At 38.9% G+C, this 14,169-nt stretch carries 13 protein-coding genes and 1 tRNA gene; 12 read left to right on the top strand and 2 right to left on the bottom strand.

Annotated features, from left to right (window positions below; translation table 11 throughout):
* Window positions 1-11: 11 nt before the first annotated feature.
* A complete protein-coding gene (whiA, locus tag D9842_RS16860; protein WP_121663498.1) occupies window positions 12-962 on the top strand; it encodes a DNA-binding protein WhiA in 951 nt (316 codons plus the stop codon).
* 36 nt (window positions 963-998) lie between these two features.
* Window positions 999-1,256, top strand: a complete 258-nt coding sequence (locus D9842_RS16855; RefSeq protein ID WP_098797861.1) for an HPr family phosphocarrier protein — start codon at window positions 999-1,001, stop codon at window positions 1,254-1,256.
* A 1,168-nt stretch (window positions 1,257-2,424) separates the two neighbouring features.
* Here D9842_RS16855 and clpP read toward each other — a convergent pair.
* Both clpP and D9842_RS16845 read right to left on the bottom strand, forming a co-directional pair.
* The gene (clpP, locus tag D9842_RS16850) at window positions 2,425-3,018 is read right to left on the bottom strand and encodes an ATP-dependent Clp endopeptidase proteolytic subunit ClpP (RefSeq protein ID WP_098797860.1); all 594 of its coding nucleotides are present in this window, start codon (window positions 3,016-3,018) and stop codon (window positions 2,425-2,427) included.
* Between the two features lie 372 nt (window positions 3,019-3,390).
* A complete protein-coding gene (locus D9842_RS16845) occupies window positions 3,391-3,843 on the bottom strand; it encodes a DUF2269 family protein (protein ID WP_121663497.1) in 453 nt (150 codons plus the stop codon).
* Between the two features lie 171 nt (window positions 3,844-4,014).
* On the opposite strand from D9842_RS16845, the gene D9842_RS16840 reads away from it, so the two are divergent.
* The 10 genes from D9842_RS16840 to eno all read left to right on the top strand — a co-directional run bounded on the left by D9842_RS16840 (window position 4,015) and on the right by eno (window position 13,894).
* Window positions 4,015-4,090, top strand: a tRNA-Arg gene (locus tag D9842_RS16840).
* Between the two features lie 134 nt (window positions 4,091-4,224).
* A complete protein-coding gene (locus D9842_RS16835; RefSeq protein WP_121663496.1) occupies window positions 4,225-4,464 on the top strand; it encodes a hypothetical protein in 240 nt (79 codons plus the stop codon).
* 251 nt (window positions 4,465-4,715) lie between these two features.
* Window positions 4,716-6,008 carry an RNA polymerase factor sigma-54 gene (gene rpoN / locus D9842_RS16830; protein ID WP_121663495.1) on the top strand — a complete coding sequence of 431 codons (1,293 nt, stop codon included), beginning with the start codon at window positions 4,716-4,718 and terminating at the stop codon, window positions 6,006-6,008.
* A gap of 28 nt (window positions 6,009-6,036) precedes the next feature.
* Window positions 6,037-6,270 carry a glutaredoxin family protein gene (locus tag D9842_RS16825; protein ID WP_121663494.1) on the top strand — a complete coding sequence of 78 codons (234 nt, stop codon included), beginning with the start codon at window positions 6,037-6,039 and terminating at the stop codon, window positions 6,268-6,270.
* Window positions 6,271-6,414: 144 nt separating this feature from the next.
* Window positions 6,415-7,434 (top strand): sugar-binding transcriptional regulator, encoded by a 1,020-nt coding sequence (locus D9842_RS16820; RefSeq protein WP_121663493.1) that lies wholly within the window; start codon window positions 6,415-6,417, stop codon window positions 7,432-7,434.
* 306 nt (window positions 7,435-7,740) lie between these two features.
* The gene (gene gap / locus D9842_RS16815; RefSeq protein WP_121663492.1) at window positions 7,741-8,748 is read left to right on the top strand and encodes a type I glyceraldehyde-3-phosphate dehydrogenase; all 1,008 of its coding nucleotides are present in this window, start codon (window positions 7,741-7,743) and stop codon (window positions 8,746-8,748) included.
* A gap of 168 nt (window positions 8,749-8,916) precedes the next feature.
* A complete protein-coding gene (locus D9842_RS16810; protein WP_121663491.1) occupies window positions 8,917-10,101 on the top strand; it encodes a phosphoglycerate kinase in 1,185 nt (394 codons plus the stop codon).
* Window positions 10,102-10,185: 84 nt separating this feature from the next.
* Window positions 10,186-10,947 carry a triose-phosphate isomerase gene (gene tpiA / locus D9842_RS16805; protein ID WP_121663490.1) on the top strand — a complete coding sequence of 254 codons (762 nt, stop codon included), beginning with the start codon at window positions 10,186-10,188 and terminating at the stop codon, window positions 10,945-10,947.
* Complete coding sequence (gene gpmI, locus D9842_RS16800) at window positions 10,940-12,475, top strand: 2,3-bisphosphoglycerate-independent phosphoglycerate mutase (RefSeq protein WP_121663489.1); 1,536 nt, start codon at window positions 10,940-10,942, stop codon at window positions 12,473-12,475. Before tpiA ends, gpmI begins: the two co-directional genes overlap by 8 nt.
* Window positions 12,476-12,601: 126 nt before the next feature.
* On the top strand, window positions 12,602-13,894 hold the full coding sequence (eno, locus tag D9842_RS16795) for a phosphopyruvate hydratase (RefSeq protein ID WP_121663488.1): 1,293 nt from the start codon (window positions 12,602-12,604) through the stop codon (window positions 13,892-13,894).
* Window positions 13,895-14,169: the final 275 nt, after the last annotated feature.

The following is a 14,169-nucleotide window of genomic DNA, read 5'->3' as shown; positions in this document are numbered from 1 at the left end:
GGGGTGCAGAGTTGTCATTTGCATCTGAAACGAAAAAAGAATTAACGAATTTAGAACTAAAACCGTGCTGCTTACGAGCTGAGTTATCAGCTTTAATTCGTATGAATGGATCACTGTCATTTTCAAACAAAATGCTGGTTTTAGATATTCAAACAGAGAATGCAGCGATTGCCAGAAGAATTTATACTTTGTTAAAAAAGCAATATCAAGTATCAGTAGAGCTGCTTGTTCGAAAGAAAATGCGTTTGAAAAAAAACAATGTTTATATCGTAAGACTTGTTGATGAAGCCAAGTCGATACTAGAGGATCTGAATATTTTAGATGAAGGGTTTACCTTCTATCATAGTATTTCTGAAAATCTTGTGAAAAAGAAATGTTGCAAACGCTCTTATATAAGAGGCGCATTTCTTGCTGGAGGCTCCGTTAATAACCCGGAAACCTCATCCTATCACCTTGAAATTTTCTCACTATATAAAGAGCATAACGATTCTCTTTGTGAGTTAATGAATACATTTGATTTGAATAGCAAAACGTTAGAGCGTAAAAAAGGCTTTATCACGTATTTAAAAGAAGCAGAAAAAATCACAGAGTTTTTAAATGTCATTGGTGCCCATCAAGCGCTACTTCGATTTGAGGATGTTCGCATTGTTCGTGACATGAGAAATTCAGTGAATCGTTTGGTGAACTGTGAAACAGCCAATCTTAACAAAACAATTGGTGCCGCACTAAGACAGGTAGAGAATATTCGCTTTATTGATGATAAAATAGGCTTAGATGCTTTACCGGATAAACTAAGAGAAATCGCCAAGCTAAGAGTCGAATATCAAGATGTCACGTTAAAAGAGCTAGGTGAAATGGTATCAAGTGGTACCATCAGCAAATCGGGTATCAATCATCGACTACGTAAGCTAGATCAAATAGCTGAGCAATTAAGAACTGGTCAACCGTTATCATTAAAATAAATATAAAAAAACTAAAGAAGAGAAGAGGAGATTACTATGGTTGAAAAGCAAGTAGAAGTAAATCTTAAAACAGGTTTACAAGCACGTCCAGCTGCATTATTTGTTCAAGAAGCAAATCGTTTTGCATCTGATGTGTTTTTAGAAAAAGACGGCAAAAAAGTAAACGCAAAAAGTATTATGGGACTCATGAGCTTAGCAGTTAGCACTGGAGCAGTTATTAATTTAATTGCAGAGGGGAACGACGAGCAAGAGGCTGTTGAAGCTTTAGCGAAGTTTGTGCAGCAAGAAGGATAATTCATAAGAAGAAGCAGGCATTGATTATAATGTCTGCTTTTTTTATGTTTTTGGGGGAAATGGTGGGAGTTCTGTCCGATAGTGTGAGAATTGGGACAACCATAGGGGAGGAAAGGGAGGATGTGTCTCGATAGTGAGGGAATCGGGACACACATGGGAGAGGGAAGAGAGGATGTGTCTTGATAGTGCGGGAATCGGGACACAAATAGGGGAGGAAATAGGAATTGTGTCTCGATAGTGCGGGAATCTGGACAAACAAAGGTGAGGAAAGAGCCACTTGTATCTCGATAGTGCGAGAATCGGGACACAAATAGGATAGGGAAGAGAAGATGTGTCTGGATAGTGCGGGAATCGGGACAAACATAGGATAGGGAAGAGAAGATGTGTCTCGATAGTGCGGGAATTGGGACACAAGTAGGTGAGGAAAGAGTACTTGTGTCTGATAGTGCGAGAAATCGGGACACAAATAGGATAGGGAAGAGAAGATGTGTCTCGATAGTGCGGGAATCGGGACACAAATAGGAAAGGGAAGAGAAGATATGTCTCGATAGTGCGAGAATCGGGACACAAATCGGGCAGGGAAAAGAAGATGTGTCTCGATAGTGAGGGAATCGGGACACAAATCGGGCAGGGAAAAGAAGATGTGTCTCGATAGTGCAGGAATCGGGACACAAATAGGAAAGGGAAGAGAAGATATGTCTCGATAGTGCGGGAATCGGGACACAAATCGGGCAGGGAAGAGAAGATGTGTCTCGATAGTGCGAGAATCGGGACACAAATAGGAAAGGGAAGAGAAGATGTGTCTCGATAGTGCGAGAATCGGGACACAAATCGGACAGGGAAGAAAAGATGTGTCTCGATAGTGCGAGAATCGGGACAAACAAAGGTGAGGAAAGAGCACTTGTGTCTCAATAGTGTGACAATCGGGACAAACCAAGGGTAGGAAAGAGCACTTATGTCTCGATAGTACGAGAATCAGGACAAGACTAAACCAGGATAGAGAAGATGTGACTCAATTACAAAAAAGAGCGACTGATCACATAAGACATAAGCTCCATCTCCTACCTCCGTGACTCAGTGCTTATATGCCCTCAATCTAAAGCCCTCAATCTAAAACAAAAAAGCCCCAATCACTATCAAATCGGATTGGGACCTACTTCATCTAATCTTATTTACTTAACGTATTACGATCTAACACCTTGTCAATTAAACCATATTCTAACGCACGATCAGCAGTCATGAAGTTGTCACGCTCTGTATCGCGTTCGATAACTTCTAGATCTTGACCTGTACGATCAGAAAGAATTCTGTTTAATTTGTCCCGTAAGAATAAGATACGTTTTGCAGCAATTTCGATTTCCGTTGCTTGACCTTGTGCGCCACCAAGTGGTTGGTGAATCATCACTTCACTGTTTGGAAGAGCATAACGTTTACCTTTTTCACCAGCTGCAAGTAAGAATGCACCCATTGAAGCAGCCATACCAATACAAATCGTTGATACTTGTGGTTTAATGAATTGCATTGTATCGTAGATTGCCATACCTGCTGTGATGGATCCACCAGGGCTGTTGATGTAAATTGAGATATCTTTCTCTGGATCTTCAGCTTCTAAAAACAGTAGCTGTGATACAATTGAGTTTGCAACATTATCGTCGATGCCGCTTCCAAGCATAATGATACGGTCCTTTAAAAGACGGGAGTAAATGTCATAAGCACGCTCACCACGGTTTGTTTGTTCAATAACTGTAGGGATTAAATTCATTTCATATTCCTCCTTTATTTTAAGAAAGATTCGTTGTTCTAAAAGGTAAAAGTTTAATATGTAATCTTTTAGAACAGTAAACATAAACATGTTTCAAAGGTAAATCTTATGTATCTCCATCATACAACTATGGTCAATAAAGGTCAAACGAAAAGACCGATGCTTTACGATGAATTTTTAAAGTGCCATCAGTGGTGTCTATACTATACTATGTATGCGATAACCATAACATGTAATCATGTTTCCCACATTTGCTTATTTTCAAACTGTGAGAATACTTTTTTAACTACTTAAAATATCTCCTAAAAGAGAAAATGAACAGAGAACATGAAAAAGGCAGACCAAAAAGCCTGCCCGATCATAGAAATCACATTAAAATGGTTTTACAGTCATTAAAACAATTAGAATAACCGCAGATGCATGTAAAACATTATTAAACGGGATCACCTGTTTTGCCAGCTTTTTATACTCTTCTGGTAACTCTTCACCTTCGTGGCTTTCAAGTGATTTTAATTGCAGTTTTTCTTTTTTGGGGAGAATTCCTGCTGTGATTGGTTGAACAGCTACGTAAATAACAAGGGAAGCAATGTACCAAACTTCTTTAAAAAGGTAAGGATTGATAATAGCCATAATAATACCTGTAAGTAATAATGTGATGCTTCCCACTTTTGCGAACTTTTCAATGCCTTTAGAAACCTTATGAGCAAACTGAGCTTGTGATACAGTTTTTACATTACTCATTAATACTGGCATTCCAAATGTAGCCCCAAGCCCAACAACAGCCGCAACAAGATGGATAAGTAATAAAATTGTGTAAAAAGTCATGAATTTTCTCCTCCTTTTTTACTACATCCTAAATTATACCTAAATTGTATAAAATTAGAACAGTATTTTGAAAATTGATTTTTCTTCATTCAGTTGGAAACAATCACAGAAAAAGGCAGTTGAAATTGTTTTGAAGTTCCCGTATAATTTTCCATACTGATATAATAATGTGCGCTCGTAGCTCAGTTGGATAGAGCGGTGGTTTCCGGTACCACGTCTGTCGGGGGTTCGAATCCCTTCGAGCGCGTCACATGAAAGAAGCCTCCTGAATATGATATTTCAGGAGGCTTCTTACTGTATGCCAACTATACACTTTAAATTTTTACAAGCATGTATATCGTTTCCACCACTGACTGATAATGTAGTCGAGGAGGTGTGAGTATGTACGATGACCTATATGTAATTAACGGAAAAGCAGCCATTTTATCTTCTCTATTAAACGGTAATATTCCTACTGCCGAAGAGTGTAGCTTATCTTCAGAAGACTTTGAGCAAATATGTGAAGAGATGTATGATGAAGGTTTAATACAGCGTACAAACCTTGGGCACGTGGTAAATGCTGAGGTATCCAATAAAGGTATTCACTACTATGAGAATATCATCAAGAGTTCGTTAGAATAATCGCTTTTCCAATTATAGATCGCTAGAAGTTGTCAGGTTTGGAGTTTTTATCTGAAGCGCCAAACCTGACAAAATAACGTATGTTTTTATGATCCCGACATACTATGTAAAGACCAACAATATGCTTTGAGGAATCGTTTTTCTATCCAGTTTCATAAAAGTACTTGTCATAGAGACTAGAATATTAGTAAAATAAACTGTAAGCGCTTACTCAAGAAGGCATAGTGTAGAATGTGTTAGGGGGATTTTTAATGAGAATAGAGTTAGTGCAACAACAAACATTAAAACTGAATATGACGCAAGAATTGCAGCAAGCCATTTCGTTATTGCAATATTCCTCAGATGATCTTCTTTCATATGTGCAAGAACTTACAATGGAAAATCCACTTATTGAAGTAAGAGAAAATGATCATTCTCCATTTCGTCAGAAACCATCATCTTCTACAAAACAATCCTTTATAGAGAATACTTTAAGAGAGAAAACAAGTTTACGTGAGCATCTACGTCAACAGCTAATTGATTTTTCTTTGAATAAAAATGACCGGGCTTGTCTTGAACTGTTAATACAGGCAATTGACTCAAATGGATATGTAAAGGACTCCCTTACAGATTTGGCTAGTATTTTGGGTGTTAGTGAGGAACTACTAGAAAGTAAACTATATTTCTTACAAAGCCTTGAGCCTGCAGGTATTGGTGCCCGTTCACTACAAGAATGTATTTTACTGCAGTTAAGACGTCTTCCTGCTCGTAATGAACTAGCTGAAACCATCATCTCTGAGCACTTTCGTTCATTTGCTGAAAAGTCATGGAAGGAATTATCGAAAAAATTGGATGTGAAGATTAGTGAAATACAAGAGATACATGATCTTGTTAGGCAGTTAGAACCGCGTCCAGGCTTAAAGTATGAGTCAGATGACTGCACATATGTTAAGCCCGATATGACAATTAAGCTGATAAATGGAGATTGGCGGATTCTTTATAATGATGAATTAATTCCACAGTTGCTCATAAGCAAGCCGATTGAATGTAGTGGCCCTTTTTCATTGGATGAAGAAGCACAAAGCTATTATTCTAAAAAACTAACACAAGGAAAATGGTTGCAAAGAGCGATCGAGCAGCGAAAAGAAACGATGATTAATGTAATGAAAGTAATTATTCAAAAGCAGCAAGAGTTTTTTATTCATGGGAAAAGTCATTTAAGACCTTTAACATTAAAGGAAGTTGCTGATCTTTTAAATATTCATGAATCAACAGTTAGTCGAACCGTGAAGGATAAGTTCATTCAAACACCACATGGCTTAGTGATGATGAAAACCTTTTTTACGAATAAGTTAGCAGAAGATAATGGCGAGATCTCCTCAGCATCAGTTAAAATGAAGCTGAAAAAATTAATAGATTCAGAGAATAAGAATAAGCCTCTTTCAGATCAAAAAATAGCTAATGAGTTAAAAACCTTGTATGATATTGGTATTTCCAGAAGAACCGTAACAAAATATAGAGAGCAACTAAATATTCCTACATCAGCTATAAGAAAACAGTATTAATAACAATATCGAATTGGAGCAGCAATAGATGAAGAAAATCACGTTTTATTCAAAAGAGAACTGTTCATTATGTGAAAAAGGCTTAACACTCATTCATGAATTAAAAAATGAATTTAATTTTCACTATGAAGTGGTGGATATTTACAAAGATGATGTGCTGCTGGAAAAGTTCCAAATCATGATTCCAGTGGTAGAAATAGACAATGAGGTTGTATCTTATGGCATTTTGGATAAGAATTCCATAAGAAACCGCTTACTTTAAAAAGTCGATAAACATTTCTTGAATATGCAAATTTACCCTGTTAAAATAAAAATTGTAGCAGGGAGATTTTTTTTTGAGTGGGTGGGACATAATAAGTCATAGCGGGACGAAAAAGGTCCATATCGACTCAGAAAGGGATAGCAAATGAATTCACTTATAGAAGTACAAAGAAAATTATTGCCTGACCTGTTAACGGTTATGCAAAAACGCTATCAAATTCTTCAATACATACGATTAATGCAGCCGATTGGACGCAGAAGTCTCTCTACTAGTCTTGGCCTGAGTGAACGAATTCTTAGGAATGAAGTTCAATTCTTAAAAGATCAGAATTTGATTGAGATTCATACATCAGGTATGACGTTAACAAATGATGGCACCTCTTTACTTATTAATCTCGAAGAAATGATGAAAGATGTTTTAGGATTATCTTCTTTGGAAAATACATTAAAGGAGAAGTTCCAATTAAACAGGGTCATCGTTGTTTCGGGTGATAGTGATCAATCTCCATGGGTAAAAAAAGAAATGGGAAGAGCATGTGTTACATGTATAAAAGAACGGTTAAATGGTAAAAATATCGTCGCCGTTACTGGTGGGACAACGCTCGCATCAGTAGCAGAAATGATGACACCTGATAGTAAAAACCGTGAAATGTTATTCGTCCCAGCACGTGGAGGGCTTGGTGAAACAGTGGAAAATCAAGCAAACACAATCTGTGCAAAAATGGCAGAGCGTGCAAGCGGCAATTACCGTCTGTTACATGTACCAGATCAACTAAGTAAAGAAGCATATCAATCAATCATTGAGGAGCCCTCTATAAAAGAGCTTTTAGCGATTTTGAAATCCTCAAGTATGGTCATCCATGGAATAGGAGACGCTAAAACAATGGCGGAGCGCCGGAAAACTCCGGAGAAAGATTTCCTTAAAATTGAGCAAGGAAATGCTGTTGCAGAGGCATTCGGCTACTATTTCGATCAAGAGGGAGAAATTGTCCATAAAGTTCAAACCGTGGGAATTCAGCTTGATGATATTGATGAAGTACCTAATGTTATCGCGGTAGCAGGTGGTGCATCAAAAGCAAAGGCAATAAAAGCCTATATGAAACAAGGATTAGACTCTGTCCTTATCACAGATGAAGGGGCAGCAAATGAGTTAATAAGGGACTAAATATCCCTGATTATATATGTTTCTCTTAAGAAAAGCGCAAGCGCCTTGCTCAGCCTCGGGCAAATAAGACGCAAGTGAATGGAAGACGTTCTCTGTCTTTTATTCACTTGCGGCTTATGACCTCGAGGCAGTCAAAAACGCGACGTTAATCGCCATGACTGCCCTTGCACGTCCTGTGCATCAGGGCTAGGCGCTGGAGCTAGACAACTACACTAGGTACTCTTTAAGTGTTAATTAAGGTGAAACAAACTTAATGTAAGTGTTCAAGGTACATAACCTGAACAAAATTAAAGGAGGAAATTTATCATGGCAGTAAAAATCGGTATTAATGGTTTTGGTCGTATTGGTCGTAATGTATTCCGTGCAGCTTTAAAAAATCCTAACGTTGACGTTGTAGCAGTTAACGACTTAACAGATGCTAACATGTTAGCTCATCTTTTAAAATATGATTCTGTACACGGAAAATTAGACGCTGAAGTATCAGTTGACGGTAACAACCTAGTTGTTGACGGTAAAACAATCCAAGTAACTGCTGAGCGTGACCCAGCAAAACTATCTTGGGGAACTCAAGGTGTTGAAATCGTTGTTGAATCTACTGGTTTCTTCACAAAACGTGCTGACGCTGCGAAACACTTAGAAGCAGGAGCTAAAAAAGTAATCATCTCTGCTCCAGCTAGCGATGAAGATATCACAATCGTTATGGGTGTTAACGAAGACAAATACGATGCAGCTAGCCACGATGTAATCTCTAACGCTTCTTGTACTACTAACTGCTTAGCGCCATTCGCTAAAGTATTAAACGATAAATTCGGTATCAAACGTGGAATGATGACAACTGTTCACTCATACACAAATGACCAACAAATCTTAGACTTACCACACAAAGACTACCGTCGTGCTCGTGCGGCAGCTGAAAACATCATCCCAACTTCAACTGGTGCTGCTAAAGCTGTTTCTCTAGTATTACCTGAATTAAAAGGTAAATTAAACGGTGGAGCTATGCGTGTTCCAACTCCAAACGTTTCTTTAGTTGACTTAGTTGCTGAATTAGATAAAGAAGTAACAGTTGACGAAGTAAACGCAGCTCTTAAAGAAGCTGCTGAAGGCGATTTAAAAGGTATCCTTGGATACAGCGAAGAGCCATTAGTATCTGGTGACTACAATGGTAACCCTAACTCTTCTACTATTGATGCATTATCAACAATGGTAATGGAAGGTCAAATGGTAAAAGTAATCTCTTGGTATGACAACGAAAGTGGTTACTCTAACCGCGTAGTTGATCTTGCTGACTACCTTGCTTCTAAAGGTCTTTAATTCTTAAGAGTTAACGACGAAACTTTATAGCTATACTCAAATGGGGAAAGGGGAGTATCCCCTTTCCTCTTTTTATATGATATTGTTATTTCGGGTGATTATTTTTAAAAAAGTAATCGCTTCTGAAACAGGCTTGAGGCAAAACACAAGTTTAGAGGAGGACTTTCCATGAACAAAAAGTCAGTTAAAGACATTGATGTAAAAGGAAAAGTCGTCTTTTGTCGCGTTGATTTCAACGTACCGATGAAGGATGGACAAGTAACAGACGAAACTCGTATTCGTGCGGCTTTACCAACAATTCAATATTTAAGTGAGCAAGGAGCTAAAGTTGTTTTAGCAAGTCACTTAGGCCGTCCAAAGGGTGAAGTAGTAGAAGAGCTTCGCTTAAATGCAGTAGCTGCAAAACTACAAGAGCTTTCTGGTAAAAATGTTGTGAAAACAGATGAAGCTTATGGTGAGTCTGTAAAAGCTGAAATCGCGAAATTAGAAGAAGGCGGACTTCTTTTACTAGAAAACGTGCGTTTCTACCCTGGTGAAGAGAAAAACGATCCAGAATTAGCGAAAGCTTTTGCTGAACTTGCTGATGTTTATGTAAATGATGCATTTGGAGCTGCACACCGTGCACATGCTTCAACTGAAGGAATTGCAAAACACATTCCAGCAGTAGCAGGTTTCTTAATGGAAAAAGAGCTTGAAGTTCTTGGTAAAGCTTTATCAAATCCAGAGCGTCCATTCACTGCAATCATTGGTGGAGCAAAGGTTAAAGATAAAATTGGTGTAATTGATAACTTGCTTAATAAAGTTGACAACTTAATCATCGGTGGTGGACTTGCTTACACATTCATTAAAGCTTTAGGCCATGATGTAGGTAAATCATTACTAGAAGAAGACAAAATTGACTTAGCGAAGTCTTACCTTGATCAAGCGAAAGAAAAAGGTGTTAACTTCTACATGCCTGTTGATGTCGTAGTAGCAGATGATTTCTCAAACGATGCAAATACTCAAATCGTTTCAATCGACAGCATTCCAAGTGATTGGGAAGGTCTTGATGCAGGTCCGAAAACTCGTGAAATCTACGCTGACGTTATTAAAAACTCTAAGCTTGTTATCTGGAATGGACCAATGGGTGTATTCGAATTAGAAGCATTTGCTGGTGGTACAAAAGCAGTTGCAGAAGCATTAGCTGAGGCAAATGATACATATTCCGTAATTGGAGGAGGAGATTCAGCTGCTGCTGTAGAAAAGTTCAATTTGGCTGATAAAATGAGCCACATTTCTACTGGTGGTGGAGCTTCTCTAGAATTCATGGAAGGTAAAGAGCTTCCAGGTGTTGTAGCATTAAACGATAAATAAAAATCGAATGCATGCTTCGCAATGTAGATTTGTCGCGACATCTATTTTGCTGAAAAATTGCACTCAAAGAGGACGGTGTAAAGAATGAGAAAACCAATTATCGCAGGTAACTGGAAAATGAACAAAGTTTCTTCAGAAGCAAAAAGCTTCGTAGAGGAAGTAAAAAGTCTAGTGCCTTCTGCTGAAAACGTTGACTCAGTAGTTTGTGCTCCAGCTCTATTTTTAGAAAGCCTTGTAGCTTCAACTGAGGGCAGTGACCTAAAAGTAGGTGCACAAAATATGCACTTTGAAGAAAATGGAGCTTTCACTGGCGAAATTAGCCCAGTTGCCCTTAAAGATCTAGGTGTTAGCTATGTCATTCTAGGACACTCTGAGCGAAGAGAAATGTTCGCTGAAACGGATGAAACAGTTAACAAAAAGACTTTAGCTGCATTTAAGCATGGTTTAACGCCAATCGTTTGCTGTGGTGAAACATTAGAAGAGCGTGAAGCAGGAAAAACAAATGATCTAGTAGGAGACCAAGTAAAGAAAGCTTTACAAGGTTTATCAGAAGATCAAGTCAAACAAACAGTTGTTGCTTATGAGCCAATCTGGGCAATTGGAACAGGAAAATCATCTTCTGCTGAAGATGCAAATGAAGTATGTGCGCACATTCGTCAAGTAATTGCAGAGCAATTTTCTTCTGACGTTGCACAAGCAGTTCGTATTCAATACGGCGGTAGCGTTAAGCCTGCTAACATCAAAGAATATATGGCGCAATCAGATATTGATGGTGCATTAGTAGGTGGAGCAAGCTTAGAAGCTCAATCTTTCCTTCAACTTTTGGAGGGTAGCAAAAATGAGTAAAGCACCAGTTGCACTAATTATTCTTGACGGATTTGCTTGCCGTCAAGAAACGAAAGGTAATGCTGTTGCACAAGCGAAAAAGCCTAACTTTGACCGCTTTTGGAATCAATATCCTCATGCTCAATTAATCGCTTCAGGTGAGGCTGTAGGTCTTCCTGAAGGTCAAATGGGGAACTCTGAAGTAGGTCACTTAAATATTGGTGCAGGTCGTATTGTGTACCAAAGTTTGACGCGTGTAAACGTAGCAATTCGTGAAGGTGAGTTTGCAAAAAACGACACGTTTGTTGAAGCTATTAATCACGTAAAGAAAACAGGTAAAAATCTTCACTTATTCGGTTTGTTATCTGACGGTGGCGTTCATAGCCATATTCATCATTTATTTGCCCTTTTAAAGCTAGCTGCAGATGAAGGCGTAAAAAATGTGTACATTCATGGCTTCTTAGATGGTCGAGATGTTGGTCCAAAAACGGCAAAAGTTTACTTGGATGAACTTCAAGAAAAAATCAAAGAATACGGTGTCGGGGAAATTGCGACATTATCTGGACGTTACTACTCAATGGACCGCGATAAGCGTTGGGATCGTGTTGAAAAGTCTTATCGTGCTATGGTATACGGTGAAGGCCCTACTTACAGCACACCAGATGAGCTTGTTGCCGATTCTTATAACAATGGAATCTTTGATGAGTTCGTGATTCCTTCTGTTATGACAAAAGAAGACGGTTCACCTGTTGCAACGATTCAAGACAATGATGCGGTGATTTTCTATAATTTCCGCCCTGACCGTGCGATTCAAATTTCAAACACGTTCACAAATGAAGATTTCCGTTCATTTGATCGTGGTGAAAAACACCCGAAAAACCTACACTTTGTGTGCTTAACACACTTTAGTGAAACGGTTGACGGATATGTGGCATTCAAGCCAACAAACCTTGATAATACACTCGGTGAAGTATTATCTCAAAACAACCTAACACAACTTCGTATTGCTGAAACGGAAAAATATCCTCACGTTACATTCTTTATGAGTGGCGGACGTGAAGAGAAGTTTCCTGGCGAAGAAAGAATTTTAATTGATTCTCCGAAGGTTGCAACTTATGATCTCAAGCCTGAAATGAGCGCCTACGAAGTAACGGACGCGTTACTAGGCGAAATTGCAGCTGACAAATTTGATGCTATCCTTTTAAACTTCGCAAACCCTGATATGGTTGGGCACTCTGGAATGCTTGAACCTACGATCAAGGCAATCGAAACAGTTGATGAGTGCCTAGGGAAAATTGTGGACGCTATTGTTGCAAAAGGCGGTAAAGCGATCATCACTGCAGACCATGGTAACTCAGATGAAGTCGTAACATTAGAAGGTGAGCCAATGACAGCTCATACAACGAACCCAGTACCTGTCATTGTGACACAAGAGGGAGTTACGCTTCGTGAAGATGGAATTTTAGGTGACCTAGCACCAACAATGCTAGATCTACTAAATGTTGAAAAACCGGCTGAAATGACTGGAACCTCTTTACTTAATAAGTAATTATTCAACCTTGCGGACAAGGGAACACCCAAAGTCGGCCGCAGAGGGTGGATCTCCCGGACAACCAGGGAAATATGACAAACTAATTTTAAAAATAATTTTTTATAAAAAAGGAGATTAAACAATATGCCATACATTGTAGACGTATATGCTCGTGAAGTATTAGACTCTCGTGGTAACCCAACGGTAGAAGTAGAAGTACACACAGAATCAGGCGCTATGGGACGCGCGTTAGTACCAAGTGGTGCTTCAACTGGTGAATATGAAGCAGTTGAACTTCGTGACGGAGACAAAGAACGCTACCTTGGAAAAGGTGTTCTTCAAGCTGTTAAAAACGTAAACGAATTAATCGCTCCAGAATTACTTGGATTCGATGTTACTGAGCAAATCGCAATCGACCAAGCTTTAATCGAGCTTGATGGTTCTGAAAACAAAGGTAAATTAGGTGCTAACGCAATCCTTGGTGTATCTATGGCTGCTGCTCGTGCTGCTGCAGATTACCTACAAGTTCCTTTATACCAATACCTTGGCGGATTCAGCGCGAAAACTCTTCCAGTACCAATGATGAACATCGTTAACGGTGGAGAGCACGCTGATAACAACGTTGACATTCAAGAATTCATGGTTATGCCTGTAGGTGCTGAAAACTTCCGTGAAGCACTACGTATGGGTGCGGAAATTTTCCACAGCCTAAAATCAGTTCTTTCTGCTAAAGGTCTTAACACAGCTGTAGGTGATGAAGGTGGATTCGCTCCTAACTTAGGATCAAACGAAGAAGCACTTCAAACAATTATCGAAGCAATCGAAAAAGCTGGTTACAAACCAGGTGAGCAAGTAATGCTTGCTATGGATGCTGCTTCTTCTGAGTTCTACAACAAAGAAGACGGTAAATACCATCTTTCAGGAGAAGGTGTTGTAAAAACTTCTGCTGAAATGGTTGACTGGTATGAAGAAATGGCTTCTAAATACCCAATCATCTCAATTGAAGACGGTTTAGATGAAAACGACTGGGAAGGTCACAAACTATTAACTGAACGCCTTGGCGGTAAAGTTCAACTTGTTGGTGACGACTTATTCGTTACAAACACGAAAAAACTTGCTGAAGGTATCGAAAAAGGAATCGGTAACTCAATCCTTATCAAAGTTAACCAAATCGGTACACTTACTGAAACGTTCGAAGCAATCGAAATGGCTAAACGCGCTGGTTACACAGCAGTTATCTCTCACCGTTCTGGTGAAACTGAAGATACAACAATTGCTGACATCGCAGTTGCAACAAACGCTGGTCAAATCAAAACTGGTGCTCCATCACGTACTGACCGTGTTGCTAAATACAACCAATTACTACGTATCGAAGATCAATTACAAGACGCTTCAAGATACGATGGAATTAAAACTTTCTATAACTTAAAAAAATAATTTTAAGTTGATGGGAACTGCCGCGGGTGCGGCAGTTCTTTTTTGATGGTGTATGAGGCGAAACTTTGTATTTCTTGCTGGGAAAACGTACCGGCGTGCGAAAATTGTAGGAAATTGTCTAATCGCTGATATATTATGATAATCGCAGATAAAATAACAAAAATCGCGGATAAACTCTTGAAATAGCGAATAAAACCTCCAAATCGCGGATAAACAAATTTTTTACCCGAGACAAGCAGGATTAATTAGAAAAACACTGAATAATATACATCAAA

This window comes from Metabacillus litoralis (assembly GCF_003667825.1).
In the GTDB taxonomy this organism is placed as follows: Bacteria; Bacillota; Bacilli; order Bacillales; family Bacillaceae; genus Metabacillus; species Metabacillus litoralis_B.
Note: the sequence above shows the minus strand (reverse complement) of the source record. Positions and strands in the feature narration are given on the sequence as shown.

Bases quoted from the DNA above. Each gene is read 5' to 3' on its own strand.
- rpoN (WP_121663495.1), top strand. From the start codon at position 4,716: ATGAGAATAGAGTTAGTGCAACAACAAACATTAAAACTGAATATGACG.
- D9842_RS16835 (WP_121663496.1), top strand. From the start codon at position 4,225: ATGTACGATGACCTATATGTAATTAACGGAAAAGCAGCCATTTTATCT.
- gpmI (WP_121663489.1), top strand. From the start codon at position 10,940: ATGAGTAAAGCACCAGTTGCACTAATTATTCTTGACGGATTTGCTTGC.
- D9842_RS16845 (WP_121663497.1), bottom strand. From the start codon at position 3,843: ATGACTTTTTACACAATTTTATTACTTATCCATCTTGTTGCGGCTGTT.
- D9842_RS16825 (WP_121663494.1), top strand. From the start codon at position 6,037: ATGAAGAAAATCACGTTTTATTCAAAAGAGAACTGTTCATTATGTGAA.
- gap (WP_121663492.1), top strand. From the start codon at position 7,741: ATGGCAGTAAAAATCGGTATTAATGGTTTTGGTCGTATTGGTCGTAAT.
- eno (WP_121663488.1), top strand. From the start codon at position 12,602: ATGCCATACATTGTAGACGTATATGCTCGTGAAGTATTAGACTCTCGT.
- clpP (WP_098797860.1), bottom strand. From the start codon at position 3,018: ATGAATTTAATCCCTACAGTTATTGAACAAACAAACCGTGGTGAGCGT.
- D9842_RS16855 (WP_098797861.1), top strand. From the start codon at position 999: ATGGTTGAAAAGCAAGTAGAAGTAAATCTTAAAACAGGTTTACAAGCA.
- D9842_RS16810 (WP_121663491.1), top strand. From the start codon at position 8,917: ATGAACAAAAAGTCAGTTAAAGACATTGATGTAAAAGGAAAAGTCGTC.
- tpiA (WP_121663490.1), top strand. From the start codon at position 10,186: ATGAGAAAACCAATTATCGCAGGTAACTGGAAAATGAACAAAGTTTCT.
- D9842_RS16820 (WP_121663493.1), top strand. From the start codon at position 6,415: ATGAATTCACTTATAGAAGTACAAAGAAAATTATTGCCTGACCTGTTA.